15 protein-coding genes are annotated in these 16,793 nt (G+C 58.7%); 6 read left to right on the forward strand and 9 right to left on the reverse strand.

The genetic code is table 11. The features are described 5' to 3' along the window. Nucleotides 1–357 precede the first annotated feature (357 nt). On the reverse strand, nucleotides 358–645 hold the full coding sequence (rpmB, locus tag Q1B21_RS18570; protein WP_299891968.1) for a 50S ribosomal protein L28: 288 nt from the start codon (nucleotides 643–645) through the stop codon (nucleotides 358–360). Between the two features lie 170 nt (nucleotides 646–815). After that, nucleotides 816–1,961, reverse strand: coding sequence for a Hint domain-containing protein (locus Q1B21_RS18575; RefSeq protein ID WP_299891981.1), 1,146 nt, complete (start codon nucleotides 1,959–1,961; stop codon nucleotides 816–818). Between the two features lie 716 nt (nucleotides 1,962–2,677). On the opposite strand from Q1B21_RS18575, the gene Q1B21_RS18580 reads away from it, so the two are divergent. Next, nucleotides 2,678–3,220: an AAA family ATPase gene (locus Q1B21_RS18580; RefSeq protein ID WP_299891983.1), complete on the forward strand. Its 543-nt coding sequence runs from the start codon at nucleotides 2,678–2,680 to the stop codon at nucleotides 3,218–3,220. A gap of 3 nt (nucleotides 3,221–3,223) precedes the next feature. Here the strand turns inward: Q1B21_RS18580 and meaB are convergent, their stop codons facing one another. Then, nucleotides 3,224–4,204, reverse strand: coding sequence for a methylmalonyl Co-A mutase-associated GTPase MeaB (meaB, locus tag Q1B21_RS18585; RefSeq protein ID WP_299891985.1), 981 nt, complete (start codon nucleotides 4,202–4,204; stop codon nucleotides 3,224–3,226). Nucleotides 4,205–4,407: 203 nt separating this feature from the next. On the opposite strand from meaB, the gene hrpB reads away from it, so the two are divergent. The 3 genes from hrpB to Q1B21_RS18600 all read left to right on the forward strand — a co-directional run bounded on the left by hrpB (nucleotide 4,408) and on the right by Q1B21_RS18600 (nucleotide 9,017). Then, nucleotides 4,408–6,855: an ATP-dependent helicase HrpB gene (hrpB, locus tag Q1B21_RS18590; RefSeq protein WP_299892162.1), complete on the forward strand. Its 2,448-nt coding sequence runs from the start codon at nucleotides 4,408–4,410 to the stop codon at nucleotides 6,853–6,855. 153 nt (nucleotides 6,856–7,008) lie between these two features. Further along, nucleotides 7,009–7,467 (forward strand): NUDIX hydrolase, encoded by a 459-nt coding sequence (locus tag Q1B21_RS18595; RefSeq protein WP_298936976.1) that lies wholly within the window; start codon nucleotides 7,009–7,011, stop codon nucleotides 7,465–7,467. 92 nt (nucleotides 7,468–7,559) lie between these two features. Further along, on the forward strand, nucleotides 7,560–9,017 hold the full coding sequence (locus tag Q1B21_RS18600) for an inorganic phosphate transporter (RefSeq protein ID WP_299891988.1): 1,458 nt from the start codon (nucleotides 7,560–7,562) through the stop codon (nucleotides 9,015–9,017). Nucleotides 9,018–9,048: 31 nt separating this feature from the next. On the opposite strand, the gene Q1B21_RS18605 is transcribed toward Q1B21_RS18600, so the two are convergent. The 4 genes from Q1B21_RS18605 to Q1B21_RS18620 all read right to left on the reverse strand — a co-directional run bounded on the left by Q1B21_RS18605 (nucleotide 9,049) and on the right by Q1B21_RS18620 (nucleotide 13,062). Next, complete coding sequence (locus Q1B21_RS18605; RefSeq protein ID WP_299891990.1) at nucleotides 9,049–10,023, reverse strand: 2-dehydropantoate 2-reductase; 975 nt, start codon at nucleotides 10,021–10,023, stop codon at nucleotides 9,049–9,051. 114 nt (nucleotides 10,024–10,137) lie between these two features. Then, entirely contained in the window at nucleotides 10,138–10,992 is an 855-nt protein-coding gene (locus Q1B21_RS18610; protein WP_299891992.1) for an MBL fold metallo-hydrolase, read from the reverse strand. A 151-nt stretch (nucleotides 10,993–11,143) separates the two neighbouring features. Then, nucleotides 11,144–12,106 (reverse strand): pirin family protein, encoded by a 963-nt coding sequence (locus tag Q1B21_RS18615; RefSeq protein WP_299891993.1) that lies wholly within the window; start codon nucleotides 12,104–12,106, stop codon nucleotides 11,144–11,146. Nucleotides 12,107–12,228: 122 nt separating this feature from the next. Next, nucleotides 12,229–13,062 (reverse strand): phytanoyl-CoA dioxygenase family protein, encoded by an 834-nt coding sequence (locus Q1B21_RS18620; RefSeq protein ID WP_299891995.1) that lies wholly within the window; start codon nucleotides 13,060–13,062, stop codon nucleotides 12,229–12,231. A gap of 232 nt (nucleotides 13,063–13,294) precedes the next feature. On the opposite strand from Q1B21_RS18620, the gene Q1B21_RS18625 reads away from it, so the two are divergent. Both Q1B21_RS18625 and Q1B21_RS18630 read left to right on the forward strand, forming a co-directional pair. Beyond that, a complete protein-coding gene (locus tag Q1B21_RS18625) occupies nucleotides 13,295–13,774 on the forward strand; it encodes a twin-arginine translocation pathway signal (RefSeq protein WP_299082711.1) in 480 nt (159 codons plus the stop codon). 19 nt (nucleotides 13,775–13,793) lie between these two features. Beyond that, nucleotides 13,794–14,405: a ferric reductase-like transmembrane domain-containing protein gene (locus Q1B21_RS18630; RefSeq protein ID WP_299891997.1), complete on the forward strand. Its 612-nt coding sequence runs from the start codon at nucleotides 13,794–13,796 to the stop codon at nucleotides 14,403–14,405. Here the strand turns inward: Q1B21_RS18630 and argF are convergent. Both argF and Q1B21_RS18640 read right to left on the reverse strand, forming a co-directional pair. Further along, complete coding sequence (gene argF / locus Q1B21_RS18635; RefSeq protein WP_299891999.1) at nucleotides 14,402–15,328, reverse strand: ornithine carbamoyltransferase; 927 nt, start codon at nucleotides 15,326–15,328, stop codon at nucleotides 14,402–14,404. The two genes, Q1B21_RS18630 and argF, sit on opposite strands and share 4 nt — an antisense overlap. Before the next feature lie 75 nt (nucleotides 15,329–15,403). Continuing rightward, nucleotides 15,404–16,591, reverse strand: coding sequence for an aspartate aminotransferase family protein (locus tag Q1B21_RS18640; RefSeq protein WP_299892002.1), 1,188 nt, complete (start codon nucleotides 16,589–16,591; stop codon nucleotides 15,404–15,406). Between the last annotated feature and the right edge of the window lie 202 nt (nucleotides 16,592–16,793).

Below are 16,793 nucleotides of genomic sequence, written 5' to 3' on the forward strand. Positions count from 1 at the left end.
CGCCTGAACCGGGCCTACCAGTCTAGTCCGGGTCGCTTTACAGGCCGTTCGGTCAGGTTGGTATGGGTTCGGTTCACCCGTCTTTGCATCCGGGCGCATGCCGAAACAACTTTGCCAAACACCGCCGCCAGCACCAGAAAAAAATAGAAACTCTTTAAAGACATAACTTGGCCCCCACCGACTTTAGATAGGTCCTAATGTAAGATACTCGCAGGCCCTTTGTATGTGAACCAAGTCACCAACCTGTGCAATTAATCTAAAAATGAAAACAATAGGGTTTAACCGTTTCGAAATTAAAAACAAAAAAAGCCCTGCACCGCATGGGTACAAGGCTGAATTCTTGCAACTGAGAAAGGATTAAGCCGAGGCTCGTGCCTTGGCGATTTCCTTCTTCACTTTCAGAGCGTTCGTGGACAGCTCATCATCCTTGGCTTTCGCCAGGAAGGCATCCAGACCACCGCGGTGGTCGACCGAGCGCAAGGCAGCCGCCGAGATGCGCAGCTTGACGCCACGGCCCAAGGTTTCCGACTGCAGGGTGACGTCGTTCAGGTTGGGCAGAAAACGACGACGAGTTCTGTTTTTGGCGTGGCTGACATTGTTGCCAGTCATCGGGCCTTTTCCGGTCAGTTCGCAACGGCGCGACATGGTTTCTTCCTTTGTTTCTGGTGGCCGGGCACAAGGCCCTCGGCCAAATCACAAGGGGCACAACCCGAAGTCGCGCCCGAAAACTGGTTGGATGCGTTTAGTGGGAATCACAACAAGGGTCAAGACGGACAAAGTGAAATCTTTGCACCCTTGAGCTGATTGCCGTTCGATTAGACCGAACCCGCCGCCTGCAACAGAGGTTTGTTGTTTTTCAGGTGTCGCGCGACCAGTTGTTTTTGCAGCTTTCCGCACGGAATCATGCGTGCCGGATCAGCGGAATGGGTCATCTCGGACAGCTCTGGGAAAATGCCAAAGATTTCCTGCCGTGCCTCATCGCTGAGGGACTTGAGCGCTTCCGGACCCGTGAACAAGCTTTCCGTCGGCGCATTTTCGGCCCATATGACTTGATGCCTATCAAAGAGCAGGTGAAAGTATTCAATGCTCTCTACTTTTTCGTCGACAAAAATGCCCGGCAGCGAGGTCAGTTTGATCGCGGGGACCAGCACCTCGGTGGCGCCAAACATGCGCTGCGCGATTTGCGATTGCACCAGCATGCGGTGTTGCCGGGACACAAGCAGGTCGCGGCTGGGCAGACCTTGACCCAACGCACCCGCGACAATGCGCACGGGAAAAAGTCTAGGATTGTCCCGCAGCGCCGTAGCGTCAAAGCGGCGACGACCGATCCACCGGATGGACGAGGATCCGTTGCCGACGGTTTGAACTACGTCGCCGATTTCAAGGTTCTGTATCCGGATCTGGCCGCGCGGACTGCTTATCAGGGTATCGCGGGTAAAGCACGGAAACCCCGTTCCGGTTTCGAACGTCGTATAGGTCACCGTCTTGCCCGACGGCAGCGTGAAGGTACCGCTGGACAGCGAATAGCTGACCCCGGCTGCAACAGTGATCGGGCCGAAGGTACTGTCTGTAATCAGAGTTCCGACCGGCAGGTTCAGCGCGTCCGTTCCGGTACCACCGCGCACATCGCCCGACACATCGGTGCTTTGAAAATTGAGCGTGTCATTCCCGCGACCCAGACGGATATCGCCAATGTTTGATCCCTGAACAGTGACCGTATCATCATCATTGCCTGCGTTGACTTGCCCATTCACCGTGCTGCCGGTGATGGTGATGTCATCATTGCCAGCATTGCCGCGGACCCGGCCAATGATGGTACTGTTGGTCACCGTGATCGTATCCGCCCCACCACGCGCGCGAATATCATCAATCGGCGACCCCTGCGCCGTACCGTTCAGGGTGCCGTTGTCATTGGTGACATCTATATTGTCGGCGCCATTTGTCCCTACAATATTGGGCATGTGGTCGGGTCCCGTTTGTCCGATCTAGCAAGCGCGTTTGCACAATTCCCAAAACACTTTCAACGCTTTGGCGAGAAACAACGCAAAGCCGTATCCAGAGCCAGTTTAGCGGACCAGTGGCGATTTCGCCACCTCCACGTTTTTTTTTGACGTTCACCTGAGGCCAACAAGACATAGAGGTTGAACGCGCGAAGTGGGATTTGCCGAATTCATCAGATGAACCGATCAATACATAGATTGCGCACCAAGGCTGTGGTGCAAAACCCCGGTTGATCAGAGCCGGCCCACTTGGCTTTGGAATAGTCCTGTGGCTGTCACGCCCACAAGTACCAAAGCTTAACTGCACGCCACATTTGCGTTAGATGGATATAATAGCGCTCGCTTGGTTTCGGGCTGCGAGGTCCCAAAAAGACATGGCTGCGTTGACTGGTTTAGGTTGGAGTCGGGCATCGTTGTGTCTCACCCAAGTGGAATTTTGTACGTTGGGGTTGCCCCAAATAGGCGTTTCAGGCGCGCGTCTTCAGCATATTGTCGTGCGTGCAATGAGCGAAAAACATCATGATACGCCGGAGGCGTGGATTGACTTCTCGCAATCCTGCAAAAGCTATTGATGAAGCGAACAGGCATCCATGTTTGTCAGTCGTATTACCCTGCAAAGTGCTGACTGCGGTTTTGAAAGCAGGTAGGACAACCAATAGGTTTTTTGGCAATTGGTTATGAACCAAAGTATATTGATTTCTGGCTGCTCTGGCGGCGGCAAGTCGGCCCTGCTCGGGGAACTCAGGCGTCGAGGGCAATGGACAGTAGCCGAACCTGGTCGCCGCGTCGTCGCAGAGGAGAAAACTGGCACCGGCGCGGCCCTTCCTTGGGTCAATCTAGAGGCCTTTGCACATCGCGCGCTGAAGATGGCGCACGAGGATCTTCGAACCGCCGCGCGCAAGATCGGGTTTGTGTTCTTTGACCGAGGCTTGATCGATGCAGCTGTAGCCTTGCAGGTGGCAGCAGGTGTGGACATCCACGAGACGCTTGGCCCCGAGAAGCACTACGCTACGGACGTCTTTTTAGCCCCGCCATGGCCGGAAAATTTCAAGCAGGATGAAGATCGTCGCCATGGGTTTGATCAAGCCGTGGCCGAATATGAGCGACTGGCAATCGCCCTTCGGGAGCTGGGGTATTCAATCACGCTGCTTCCAAAAACCTCGATCAAAAACCGGGCCGACTTTGTGCTTGAAAGGCTCGAAGGCCAGTCACGCATCTAGGTCTCAACTGCCCCCGGTCAGTTCGGCCAACATGCGTTCAGCAGCGGTGGCCGGGCTGGTCTGGCCCGTGCCGACCTCGGTTCCAAGCTGATCCATCAACGCGCGTGCGTGCGGGGTGTCGAGACGTGCCAGCAAGGCATGCCGGACCTCCTGATCGAACCAGAACCGCGCCTGTGTGGCACGGTTGGTGCCCCAATGGCCGTTGTCGCGGCGCCATTGCGTCAGCGCCTGCATCTCTTCCCATGCCTGAGCAAGCCCGTGTTCTTCAACCGCTGAAACGGTCATCGCTTTGGGAAACCCTTCGGGATCCTGCGGGCGTTTGCGCAGCAGCCGCAGCGCGCCGGAATAGTCCGCGCAGGTGCGGGTGGCCGTGGCTTTGAGATCCCCATCCGCCTTGTTGATCAGAATAATGTCGGCCATTTCCATGATGCCACGTTTGACGCCCTGCAATTCATCGCCGCCGGCCGGGGCGAGCAACAGCAAGAAGAGATCGGACATCTCGGAGACAACAGTTTCGGATTGCCCCACCCCGACGGTTTCAATCAACACGACATCAAACCCGGCGGCTTCGCAAAGGGCAATAGCCTCGCGGGTGCGGCGGGCGACACCGCCCAGATGGGTCTGGCTGGGGGATGGGCGGATAAAAGCGTTTGGGTCGCGGCTAAGACGTTCCATTCGGGTTTTGTCGCCCAGAATCGAACCACCCGACCGGGCTGAACTTGGATCCACTGCTAGAACGGCCACGCGCAGCCCCTGCTCTGTCAGCATCATGCCAAAGCTTTCGATGAAGGTGGATTTGCCCACACCGGGTGTTCCGGAAAGCCCAATCCGCAGGGCCTGACGCCCAGCGCCTGCCAGTTGCGCCAGCAATTCGGCCGCCTGCGCCTGGTGATCCGCGCGGTTGCTTTCGACCAGAGTAATCGCCCGGGCCAGCGCCCGACGTTCCCCATTCAAGATCCTGTCGCCAAGGCTGTTCGTCTGCATTCTGACCCCGATCATTGCGGCAGGAGTAGTTGCCGGTTTCCGGGGCGGTTTGTCCAGCCCGCAGAAGCCACGAATGTTCCCGATGCGGCGCATGCGTCATTTTGCACAGTTCGATTCAAAGCAAATCAAAGCAGGCAGGGGCACGGGGTCACACGCCTTCGCGGGAACTGGACGGCACCTTTGGGATGGCAGATAAGGATCGGATGACAATGCGACTACCAATTGATGACGCCATTCCCCAGCTGCTGGATGCCCTGCGCAAGCACGGTCGTGCCGTGCTGCAAGCCCCGCCAGGGGCAGGCAAAACCACTCGAGTTCCTCTGGCTATGCTTGAAGCGGGATTGTGCAACGGTAAGATCGTGATGCTGGAGCCCCGTCGGCTGGCGGCTCGGGCGGCCGCGGAACGTATGGCTGAAACTCTGGGCGAACGCGTGGGCCAGACGGTCGGTTACCTTGTGCGCGGGGATACCAAAACCTCTCGGACGACCCGGATCGAAGTGGTGACCGAAGGTATTCTGACCCGAATGCTGCAATCCGACCCTGACCTGCCCGGCGTCAGCGCAGTGATCTTCGACGAATTTCATGAGCGCTCACTGAATGCGGATCTTGGGCTGGCACTGTGTCTAGAGGTGACGGGCGCGCTGCGGGATGACATGATCCTGATGGCGATGTCAGCGACGCTGGATGCGGAACCTGTGGGTCAGTTGATGGAGGCGCCGCTGGTCACCTCGGCCGGACGCAGCTATCCGGTGGAAACGCGGTGGCTCGACCGACCGCTGGCTGCGCGTGTCCGGCGGCTGGATGCTATGGTTGATCTGGTTGTGCAGGCGGAACGCGACACACGGGCCGAGGGTGGCGGGATGCTGGTGTTTCTACCCGGCGAGGGTGAGATCCGCCGCGCCGAAGCATCACTGTCCAGTCGCCTTTCCGAGGATTGCAGAATATGCCCGTTATTTGGGGCGATGCCTTTTGCCGCCCAGCGCGCCGCAATTGCTCCGGTGCAAAGGGGGCGCAAAGTTGTGCTTGCGACGTCAATCGCGGAAACCTCGCTGACCATTCCGGATATCCGGGTCGTGGTTGATATGGGCCAGGCGCGGCGGGCGCGGTTTGATCCGGGTTCGGGCATGTCACGCCTGGTGACGGAGCGCGTCACACGGGCCGAGGCAACCCAGCGCGCGGGCCGCGCGGGGCGTGTTGCCCAGGGGCTGTGTTACCGCCTGTGGTCCAAGGGAGAGGATGGCGCTTTGGCCGCCTTCCCGCCCGCCGAGATTGAGGCCGCAGATTTGACCGGACTGGCGTTGGAACTGGCGTTATGGGGCGCGGACGCGACTGATCTGGCGTTTTTGACGCCGCCGCCCGAAGGAACACTGGCCGAAGCGCGGGCCTTGCTGTCCATGTTGGGCGCATTGGACGGAAACGGACGGATCACGGATCACGGACGCGCCTTGGCCGCGCTGCCCTTGCATCCCCGCCTGGGGCACATGCTGGTGGTCGCGGGCGCGCAGGCAGCCCCTTTGGCGGCGTTGATGGCCGAGCGGGACCCGCTGAGAGGAGCACCGGCAGATATGACGCTGCGGCTAGACGCCGTAAGGGATATGCAGGCGTTTCAACGCAACCGGATCTGGCAGGTGAATACAAGTGTTGTCGACCGGATCAAGGGCGAGATCAAACGCCTAAAGGCGCAAGCCGCGAAAGGGCCCGAAGACAGGGGCATCGCTGCCATGGCGGCACTCGCCTATCCCGATCGGATTGGACAGCGGCGCAAAGGGGATGAGCCGCGATATGTGTTGTCAGGCGGCAAAGGTGCGATCCTCGACACCAGTGATACGCTCGCGGCGGCCCCCTATCTTGTGGTCACCGACACCGATGGAAACCCACGAGAAGCGCGTGTCCGGATGGCAGTGCGGATTGCGGAACGCGATATCCGGGATTTGTTTGCAGATCAGATTGCTTGGGTCGACCGCTGCGAGTGGTCGAAACGGGACCGGCGCGTCATTGCGCGGCGGCAGGAACGGTTCAGGGCCATTACGCTGGGGGATCGTGTCTGGAAAGACGTTCCGCCGGACACCGTTGCCCGTGCGATGCTGGACGGCGTGCGGGATCTGGGGCTGCGTCTGGATGGGCCGGCGGCGCGGTTGGCTACCCGGGTGGAGCTGGTACGGGCCGATGACGTGGATCTGCCGGATTTCTCGACCGATGGGCTGATGATCAGTTTGGAAGACTGGCTGTTGCCGATGCTCAGTGGGGTGCGCAACGCCGATGATTGGAAGCGGTTCAATCTGCTTCCTGCTTTGCGGGCGCGACTGGACTGGGCTCAAACACAAGAGGTTGACCGGCGCGCGCCGGGATCATTTGAAACGCCACTGGGGCGAAAGGTTCCGATTGACTATGGCGGCGCGGCACCGGAAATCTCGGTCCGGCTGCAGGAATTGTTCGGGGTCACGCGACATCCGGTTGTTGGTGGCGCCCCGCTCAAGATCACCCTGCTGTCCCCGGCACAAAGACCCATACAGATCACCCGTGACCTGCCCGGGTTCTGGGCCGGGTCCTATGCGGATGTGCGCAAGGATATGCGGGCGCAATATCCCAAACATCCCTGGCCCGAAGACCCGACACAGGCAGATCCAACCCTGAGAGCCAAGCGTAGATAGGGTGGACTGAGTCCGAATTGTCACAAGGTCCCCACAAAAACACCAGAAAACCAATCGAAAACAGGCAAGTTCCGGCGGTAACGTTGAATTTTTGACCTGCTCTTGCTATGTCTCTTCGGCTTCACATAGTTCGAATAACATGACGCGCGACACATGAGTTCATGGCTACGAAACATCTGGGAAGAGGTCGGACGACCTCTGTTCCTGCGCCCTCGGCGGGTGCAGTTTGCGGCGTTGTGCACGCGTAAGCAGGGTGCGAGCGAAGATGTGCTGCTGATCACCAGCCGGGATACCGGGCGCTGGATCATACCCAAAGGATGGCCGATTGACGGGCTGGACGGCGCCGAAACGGCCGCGCAGGAAGCGTGGGAAGAGGCCGGAGTGCGGGCTGAAGCCGTCGAAAAGGAGCCGGTGGGCCACTATACCTACGACAAGATCTTGAACAACGGGTCGGCCCAGCCGGTTTTGACCAATGTTTATCGTATCAGGGTCAGTGAATTGTCAGATGACTATCCCGAGGTGGATCAGCGCAAACGCTGCTGGGTTTCCCCCTCGGTCGCCGCCAAGCGCGTGCGCGAGCCGGAACTGCAATCCCTGCTGCTGCAAATGTAACCCATCGTTGATTTTCTTGATGGCAGGCAGGTTGCCCCATCTGTGGTAAACTTATAGCTGCCTGCGTTTACCCAAATGCCGTGATTGAACAGATGCCGAATTCGAACGCAAAACCACGCTGGCAGACGCTGGACACGGACCTGCACAGGATCTCGCGGGTCGAGGTCGCAAACTCTCATGTGGCCCGGCCCCTGCTTGCGCCCGGAATTGCACTGGCGTTCATGGCTGTCGCCGGGCTGGTCGCGGCGGTGCTGTTTGGTCTGGCCAATGGCGGCTTCATTATCATAGCTGCGGCGGCTTTCGGAGCCTACATGGCGATCAATATCGGCGCCAATGACGTGGCCAACAACATGGGCCCTGCGGTGGGTGCCAACGCGCTGACCATGGGCGGTGCCATTGCGATCGCAGCTGTCGCCGAAAGCGCAGGTGCGTTGCTGGCAGGGGGTGACGTCGTATCCACCATCTCAGGCGGCATAATCGACCCGATGTCGGTTGAAAACAGCCACGTGCTGATCTGGGCCATGATGGCGGCGCTGATTTCTTCAGCCATGTGGGTCAATCTGGCGACCTGGATCGGGGCGCCAGTTTCGACCACACATTCGGTCGTTGGCGGCGTGATGGGCGCCGGGATCGCCGCAATGGGACTGGGCGCGGTCAATTGGACCACCATGAGCGCGATTGCCGCCAGTTGGGTGATCTCGCCCGTTCTGGGCGGTGTAATCGCAGCCGGGTTTCTGGCGCTGATCAGAGCAAAAATTCAGTCTCGGGACGACAAGATCGCCGCCGCCCGACGTTGGGTTCCGATCCTTGTGGCGCTGATGGCCGCAGCTTTCGTGATCTATCTCGCCGTGAAGGGCCTGCAGCGTGTTGTGACCGTCAAGCTTGAAATTGCCTTACTGATCGGGGTGGCCACGGGGCTTCTGGTCTGGACAGTCACCGTCCCTTGGGTGCGGCGAAAATCTGAAGGGATGGAGAACAGGACACGCTCGCTAAAAACACTGTTTGGTCTGCCACTGGTGATATCGGCCACGTTTCTGAGCTTTGCTCATGGCGCAAATGACGTGGCCAATGCCGTGGGCCCTCTGGCAGCCATTGTGCACGCGGCCGAGTTCGGTGACGTCACTGCGCAGGTTCCTATTCCCACATGGGTAATGATCATCGGAGCCTTCGGAATTTCGTTTGGTCTGTTCCTGTTCGGGCCCAAGCTGATCCGGATGGTTGGCCGCCAAATCACCAAGCTGAACCCGATACGCGCGTTTTGCGTCGCCCTGTCGGCAGCGATCACCGTGATTTTGGCCAGTTGGCTTGGGTTGCCGGTTAGCTCTACCCATATCGCGGTGGGTGCCGTTTTTGGCGTTGGGTTCTATCGAGAATGGCAATCGAACCGGCGTAATCAGCCCGGGCTGCGTTTGGCGCGCGAAGAGTATCAGCGGCGAAAACTGGTGCGACGGTCGCATTTCATGACCATTATTGCCGCCTGGATCGTGACCGTTCCGGCCGCTGCGTCGATGTCGGCGATGATCTACCTGATCCTGACGGCGTTCGCGTAGAGATCGCGCATCGCCTAGACGGGTGTTGCAATCAGGGCCTGATCTGATCCGGAAACATCGGAGTTTCAGGCGCTTGGCGGATCAATTCCGCCACCCGAGAGCATATCGGCGTCGGCAGGCCCGTTTGCTGGCCAAGATGCGTGATTTCACCTTGAAGACTGTCGATTTCCGTCGGGCGACCCTCCATCACATCATAAGCCATCGAGGTGCGCGCGCTGGGATCGATGGTCAGCATGCGCGCGGCAACTCGGCTGAACAGCGGAGTCGGCAGGCGCAGGATATGAGGGGTCATCCACGCGGGCAGCGGCGTGGTTGAGGCAACCGGATGGCCCGCCGCCTTCAAAACGGTAAGAGCCTCAGACATTTGATCAGCCATCAAACGACGCCAATTGCGATCCATCAGTTGGTTCACCAGCGTCAGGCCGGACAACGCGTTCAGGGCATTGTTGAGATTGATCACCAGTTTGCCCCATTGCACAGCTTCGATCTGATCACTGGCGGTGACCGGCAGATCTGGACTACTGAGTTGCCCGGCCAGATCACCGGAGCCAGCCTGAATCACGATCTCGCCCGATGTGGCCCGGTGGTAAGTGCCCGGGTCCGTTGGCACCACGTTGAACGGCACCATACCGGCCCGAACGTCGTGATCGGGCAGGATCGAACGCAGGGTCCGGGCGTTCTCCATCCCGTTTTGCCACGACAGGACCGTTGCATGTGCAGGCGCGTGCAATTTGATCAACTCGGCCATCTCAGCAGTCGCGCCCGATTTCACGGTCACAATCACCAGATCGGCAGATCTAAGGCAGGCAGCATCCTCCGAAAGGATCATCGAGCTGGCAGGAACCGTGCGACGCAGTCCTGAATAGTCAGTGATGGTCAGACCCTGCTGCCGGATCGGCCCCAACACACGGGCACGCCCTAGGAGGGTCACCTCGTGCCCGGCAGCGGCCAGCAATGCCCCGCAATAGCACCCGATACTACCCGCACCCGCGATGACAAGCTTCATGGAAGTTTTCCTTGCTGTTGAGGGCTGGGTTGTTGCCATAGACATGGGTCTTCAAACAACTCCGTTAATGCCTTGCAAACAGGCGACAATAGCCCGCGACGCGGGCTATTGCGATTAAGACTCAAGCTCGTCCCATCTGAACGCGTCCTGATCGGCCTTTACGCGCCCCAGAGAGGGCAGCATGAAATGGCTTCCCAATACGATGCAATTTGCCTCAGACGCGGTCTCCAACAGGTGCCTGCGAGAGGATTTTGCCAGATCCATGTCGGCGTCATAGATGAAGTGCCAATCGGGATGCCAGCATTGAGCCGTTGAATGCAGTGCATCGCCAGTCACTATGGCTTCATGGCCTTTGCTTCTGATCTGAACGGAAACGTGGCCAGGTGTGTGGCCCGGCGTGGGTATCAACGATACTTCGTCGCCCAGCCTGTGACCGGGCTGGACGATGTCGGCCTGCCCCGCTTCGACAACGGGCAATACGCTTTCCAAATAGAGATCGCCGTCGCCCTGTCGCTGCATCTCTTCATCAGCGGTGGGTAGGATGTAGCGCGCATTTGGGAATGTCGGGACCCATCGACCGTCTTCAAGTTTGGTATTCCAACCTACATGGTCGGCGTGAAGATGCGTACAGAGCACGTAGTCGATATCCTCAAACGTCACGCCCGCCGCAGTGAGCGCAGCCACGAACCGCGTACCGGATCTTTTGTGCCAATCCGGGTATTTCGGGATGGTTTTGTCATTTCCCACACAGCTATCAACAAGGATATTGTGATCCGGTGTCTTCAGCAGAAAACCTTGGACGGGCAAAATAAGCCGTCCCGATTGGGGGCACACGCCGCCTGGAACGTGCTTTTCAATTGTCGCCGCAACGTCGGGCCCTGCGTTGGGGTATAGTTCCTCTGGCGGCAAAAACGGGCCGTTGATTTCCAGGATTCTCCAGACCTCGACATCACCAAACTTACACAGCACAGCATTTCGTCCTTGTGACCAGAAAACAACCGAACCAAAGCTATCAGCCCCGACATATCTTGCAACGAGGATTTCCGGTCGAGTGTTCGCTTAACAGTCGAAACCTTCGAGCCCGTATCAGAGGTCGTCTCTGGAATTGACGGTTCGGCGTTTAGCGCGCCCGTCTTGGCTTTGTGCGTTCAAGCTCTGGCGAGATCGGGATGAATTCCTGATCGTCGCCGGGCGGCAGGTGGAACGCTCCGTTGGCCCAGTCAGCAGTTTTCCACTCGCGGGTGGCGGTTTCGATCTTTTCTTTTGAGGATGAGACGAAGTTCCACCAGATGTAGCGATCTTCGTTCAGGGTCGCGCCGCCCAAAAGCATCAGGCGCGCACCCGTGGGCCCCGCCTTGACCGAGAGTTTGTCGCCCGGCCGGAACACCATCATGCGACCGGCGTCAAACACATCGCCCGCAATCTCGACCGAGCCTTCGGTCACATAGACCCCGCGATCCTCGTGATCATCTGGCAAAGGAAACGATGCAGCCGGGCCCAGTTGCACGTCGAGATAGAACGTGTCGGACAGCATGGTCACCGGGCTGTTCTCACCATAGGCCGAGCCCAAAATCAGCCGTGCGCTGACGCCCGTGTCCTGAATATGGGGCAGCGCGCCCTGCTTGTGGTGTTCGAAATCGGGGGCCATATCCTCATGCGCTTCGGGCAGGGCAATCCACGTCTGGATGCCAAAAAGGCTGTGCCTTTTGCCACGCGTTTCGTCACTTGTGCGTTCAGAATGGGTGACGCCGCGCCCGGCGACCATCCAGTTGACCTCACCCGGGTAGATCATCTGATGGGTGCCAAGGCTGTCGCGATGTTCGAACTCGCCCTGATATAGGTAGGTAACGGTGCCCAGCCCGATATGGGGGTGCGGGCGGACATCGATGCCGCCTTCGGTGATGAATTCGGCGGGCCCCATTTGGTCGAAAAAGATAAATGGACCAACCAGTTGGCGGTTGACCGAAGGCAATGCGCGGCGCACTTCGAAGCCGCCCAGATCGCGGGCACGTGGAATGATCAGGGTGGCGAGTGCCGAATTCTCGGACGTACAATCCGGGTTGTGGGTTGGGTTCCAACTCATGCCTGCTCTCCCTCAGGTGCCGACGGGCCGAAATGGCGCATCGTTCGATCATGCATGAGATATTGCCGATCAACGGCAAGTAAAGCGCAATTTCGCACAATCAAAATGCGATACGGGCCGCGCTAGCGAGGCCAGAGCTGCGGAAAAAACGAGCCGGCAATCCGATCTCCTTCGCGATAGCCTGCGGCTTCGAATTGTGCACGCTCATCTTTGGCCCAATCACCGCGATAGCGGATCATGCCATCGGGTGCCGTCATGCGCAGGGTGAACCGGCGCACGGTTTCGGATGGGGTGGTTGAAGACAACCCTCCATGCAGCGTGCGCATGTCGAAAAAGATGCAGTCGCCAAGATCCATATCCCATTGCAGCAGGTCATAGGCCGTTGGGTCAGCGTTGATGTCGGGGGGCGGATGATAGGTTTGGCCCGCGACTTCGGTGGGTTCATAACTGGGATGCCCATCGGCAAAGCGCACCCGCATGAACAGCTTTTCCCACAGATGTGATCCTTTCACAAAGGCAATGCCGTTATCCTTGCTCACCGGTTCCAGCGGCAGCCAGAGGACACACATCGTGCCTTCAAAATCGAAATAGGACAGATCCTGATGGAAGGGCGGGCGCGATGTTGAACCGGCTTCGCGCAGGAACCAGTTATCCATCACAAGATTGACCGAAGGGGCAGCCAGCAGCTGTGCGGCAAGTGGTGCGCATGGGGACTTCCGGACAAACTCGTCAAATTGCGGGATCTTGTTCCAGGCCCAGTAATCTTCGAAATAGGCCGGAGCATCAGGGTCTTTGGTGTGGCGCGTGAAATTGTCAGTCGGTGTTGCAAGATCAGCGTCGATACCTTCGCGCAGCAGAGACAACCAGTCGGAGGTAAACCTGGAGCGCAGCACGACCGCACCATCGCGCCGGAACGCAGCGATGTCTTCGTCTGAGATTGAGGCTGGAGAAGTCATACGGCACCCTTTCCGGTGTGTTCACTTGGGTGGTGGTGAGGATTGCATCGCACAGGCAGACCGTCAAAGAAATTCAGGCCACCGGCCCTGCCCCGCGATCATCAGGGCAAAGGCTGGATAGCCCACAACCGGTTCAGGCTCGGAAAAGGTAACCATCGCACTATTATTTGTTTCTGGATGTACCTGCTCCTATCTTAAGGGTCAGGGTCGTCACGCATTACAGGAGATTTCTATGTCTGGTGCTCCAATCACTCGTCGTTCTTTGATCGCCGCCGGAGGGGCTGTGTTGACATCGGGGTTGCTGCTTCCCGCGCATGCGTCGGGTCTGGCCCCGACGCCATCGATGCGGGGTGGGTCCAACAACTATCGCCCCGGCGCACCCATCGTGGACCGGATCGGCGGTGGCGGATTCTGGATGACAGGAACCGTCCGGCGCGCCGGAGATGGCGCACCATTGTCAGGACAGCGCATTCAGATTTGGGCACATACGACCGAAGGGTATGAGCGCGACCCGCAGAGCCATGGCGCAACCCTAACCGACGCAAACGGAGAATTCCGGCTTGAGATGCCGCAGATCGTGCCGGCCTTTGGTCAACCGCATGGGCATCTGGCCTATGACAGCGCAGAGTATGAAACCGTGTTCTTGCGCCCGGTTATGTCGAGTTCCAAAGACAAAACACTGAGTGCACATTTCGTGCTGCAACCGGCCTGACCGCAGCGGACGAATTTCGGTGAGCCGCACGCGTAGGACTCTGATTTGGGGGGCTTTGGCAATTGTCGCCGTGGTGCCAATTGCCGCCGCAGCATACAGCCCGTTTCTGGCATGGCGGTCACCGGTGTACATCGTGGCCGGGTTTGCCGGGATCATCGGTATGGTTCTGTTGCTGGTGCAGCCTTTGCTGGCGGGCGGATACCTGCCAGGACTGTCGGCATACCACAGCCACTACATTCACCGATGGGTCGGAGCAGCGTTGGTTACCGCGATCATTGGCCATGTGGCCGGTCTGTGGGTCACCAGCCCGCCGGATATGGTCGACGCGCTTTTGTTTGTCTCACCCACCCCGTTTTCGGCCTGGGGTGTTATCGCCATGTGGGCGTTGTTCGCAGCAGCATTTTTAGCGCTTTTACGTCGTCGGTTGCATTTGCGATTTCGGACGTGGCGGCTGGGTCATACGACATTGACCAGCGTGACCGTTCTGGGCAGCGTGGTGCATGCGATGCTGATTGAAGGAACCATGGAGAATATGACCAAGACAGCCCTGTGCGTATTGGTCTTGTCGGCGAGCATTAAGACGCTCGCCGACCTGCGCGTCTGGGTGATCAGAACACGCCGGTTCGATTAAACACCCAAGCACCAGCGCATCACAGCCTTCTGGGCGTGCAGGCGGTTTTCGGCCTCGTCGAAAATGACCGAGTTGGGGCCGTCCATAATTTCGGAGGTCGCCTCTTCCTCGCGGTGGGCCGGCAGGCAATGCATGAACAGCGCATCAGGTTTGGCGTGGCTCATCAGTTCCGCATTGACCTGATAGGGGCGCAGCATGTTGTGGCGACGTTCTTTGGCGGATTGGGAATCATGCATTGAAACCCAGGTGTCGGCGACCACCAGATCCGCGCCTTCGACCGCCTTGTGCGGATCGCGTTCAACAACAATCGTTGAACCCTTCTGACGGGCAAGACCGATGAATTCTTCCTCGGGATCAAGCTGCGACGGTCCGGTAAAGGTCAAATCAAACCCAAACTGACCTGCGGCGTGCAGAAACGAGGCACAGACATTATTGCCGTCGCCAGTCCAGACGACTTTTTTACCTGCAATCGGTCCGCGATGTTCCTCAAACGTCAGCACGTCGGCCATGATCTGGCAGGGATGCGTGCGGTCAGTAAGGCCGTTGATCACGGGCACATCGGAGTATTCCGACATCTCGGTCAGGATGGTTTCATCAAAGGTCCGGATCATGATCATATCGACATAGCGCGACAACACACGCGCCGTATCAGCGATGGTTTCGCCATGGCCCAGCTGCATATCCTTACCCGACAGCACCATGGTTTGACCGCCCATCTGGCGCACACCCACATCAAACGAGACGCGGGTCCGGGTCGACGGCTTCTCAAAGATCAGAGCCACCATGCGACCGTCCAGAGGTTGGTCGTCATCAGGTGCGGCTTTGGGGCGACCCAGGCGGGCCCGTTTCATCGCACCAGCCTGATCAATCATAGTCCGCAATTCTGCTGCGTCTGTTTTGTGAATATCGAGAAAGTGGTTCATATTCTGTCACTTTTGTCTATCGATGGCCGGGGGCGCTGCCCCCGGGCCCCCGGAGTATTTCAGAAAAGGTGAAGATCAGGCGATTTCAAGAGTGGCCTCGACCTGAGTCGCGGCTTTGTCGAGGCGGATCACTGCTTGCGCGATGTCATCTTCGGTTAGTGTCAGCGGCGGCAGCAAGCGGATCACGTTGTCGGCCGCAGGGACGACGATGACCTTATTATCATAGCCGGCGTTGACCACATCCAGGTTGGGTGCCTTGCATTTGAGACCCAGCATAAGGCCCGCACCGCGGACCTCTTCGAAAACCTCGGGGTGATCCGCGATCAGGCCTTCGAGTTTTTGGCGGAACAAGCCCGCTTTGCGGTTCACACCTTCGAGGAAGGCAGGTGTCGCGACCTGATCCAGCACGGCGCTGCCCACGGCACAACCCAAGGGATTGCCGCCATAGGTCGAGCCGTGAGTGCCTGCGGTCATTCCGCTGGCGGCGTCTTCGGTGGCCAGCACTGCACCGAGCGGGAACCCTCCGCCGATGCCTTTGGCAACCATCATGATATCTGGTGTGATGCCGGCCCATTCATGAGCAAACAGCTTGCCTGTCCGACCAACACCGCATTGCACCTCGTCGAGGATCAGCAACAGTCCGTTATCATCGCAAATCTGGCGCAGGGCTTTGAGTTCGGCGTCAGGGACGGGGCGAATGCCGCCTTCGCCTTGGATGGGTTCGATCAGGATTGCGGCGGTCTGGTCGGTGATGGCGTTGGTGACGCCGTCAAGATCACCAAAGGCCAGATGGACAAAACCTGGCAACAGAGGGCCGAACCCCTTGGTCATCTTCTCGGACCCGGCGGCGGCGATACCGGCTGAGGAGCGGCCGTGAAACGAGCCGTCAAAGGTGATGATCTCGACCCGCTCGGGCTGGTCTTTGTCATAGAAATACTTGCGGGCCATTTTCACAGCCAATTCGCAGGTTTCCGTACCCGAGTTGGTAAAGAATACAGTGTCGGCAAAGGTGTGTTCCACCAGCTTGTCCGCCAGCGCCTGTTGCTGCGGGATGTTGTACAGGTTCGACACATGCCATAGCGTATGCGCCTGTTCCGTCAGCGCCGCCACCAACGCCGGATGCCCATGGCCCAGCGCGTTCACCGCGATGCCCGCGCAGAGGTCCAGAAAACGTCGGCCGTCTGCTTCGGTCAGCCAGGCGCCTTCGCCCTTCACAAATGTCAGGGGCGCACGGTTATAGGTCGGCAGAACGGACGGGATCATCGGATCATCCTTTTCAGGTAGGTTCGACCTCGTGACTGATACACTGAGGCCGGGTTCGTCAACTGATTTGGTGGAGTTTGCGCCAATTGGGCGGCGCAAATGGATCAAACGGGCCGGTTACGCGGCAAAGCGTCGGCGTCGGAGGCGCAGGATATATGCGAGTTTGATCATGCAGGCCGTATAGCGGGGTGCGCACAATCTG

Origin of the sequence: uncultured Ruegeria sp., from assembly GCF_947504215.1 — a bacterium.
In the GTDB taxonomy this organism is placed as follows: Bacteria; Pseudomonadota; Alphaproteobacteria; order Rhodobacterales; family Rhodobacteraceae; genus Ruegeria.

Excerpts from the sequence above, each read along its gene's own strand:
- Q1B21_RS18600 (WP_299891988.1), top strand. The coding sequence starts at position 7,560 with ATGCCGAATTCGAACGCAAAACCACGCTGGCAGACGCTGGACACGGAC.
- Q1B21_RS18595 (WP_298936976.1), top strand. The coding sequence starts at position 7,009 with ATGAGTTCATGGCTACGAAACATCTGGGAAGAGGTCGGACGACCTCTG.
- rpmB (WP_299891968.1), bottom strand. The coding sequence starts at position 645 with ATGTCGCGCCGTTGCGAACTGACCGGAAAAGGCCCGATGACTGGCAAC.
- Q1B21_RS18580 (WP_299891983.1), top strand. The coding sequence starts at position 2,678 with ATGAACCAAAGTATATTGATTTCTGGCTGCTCTGGCGGCGGCAAGTCG.
- argF (WP_299891999.1), bottom strand. The coding sequence starts at position 15,328 with ATGAACCACTTTCTCGATATTCACAAAACAGACGCAGCAGAATTGCGG.
- Q1B21_RS18620 (WP_299891995.1), bottom strand. The coding sequence starts at position 13,062 with ATGACTTCTCCAGCCTCAATCTCAGACGAAGACATCGCTGCGTTCCGG.
- Q1B21_RS18615 (WP_299891993.1), bottom strand. The coding sequence starts at position 12,106 with ATGAGTTGGAACCCAACCCACAACCCGGATTGTACGTCCGAGAATTCG.
- Q1B21_RS18640 (WP_299892002.1), bottom strand. The coding sequence starts at position 16,591 with ATGATCCCGTCCGTTCTGCCGACCTATAACCGTGCGCCCCTGACATTT.
- Q1B21_RS18575 (WP_299891981.1), bottom strand. The coding sequence starts at position 1,961 with ATGCCCAATATTGTAGGGACAAATGGCGCCGACAATATAGATGTCACC.
- meaB (WP_299891985.1), bottom strand. The coding sequence starts at position 4,204 with ATGCAGACGAACAGCCTTGGCGACAGGATCTTGAATGGGGAACGTCGG.
- Q1B21_RS18625 (WP_299082711.1), top strand. The coding sequence starts at position 13,295 with ATGTCTGGTGCTCCAATCACTCGTCGTTCTTTGATCGCCGCCGGAGGG.
- Q1B21_RS18605 (WP_299891990.1), bottom strand. The coding sequence starts at position 10,023 with ATGAAGCTTGTCATCGCGGGTGCGGGTAGTATCGGGTGCTATTGCGGG.
- hrpB (WP_299892162.1), top strand. The coding sequence starts at position 4,408 with ATGACAATGCGACTACCAATTGATGACGCCATTCCCCAGCTGCTGGAT.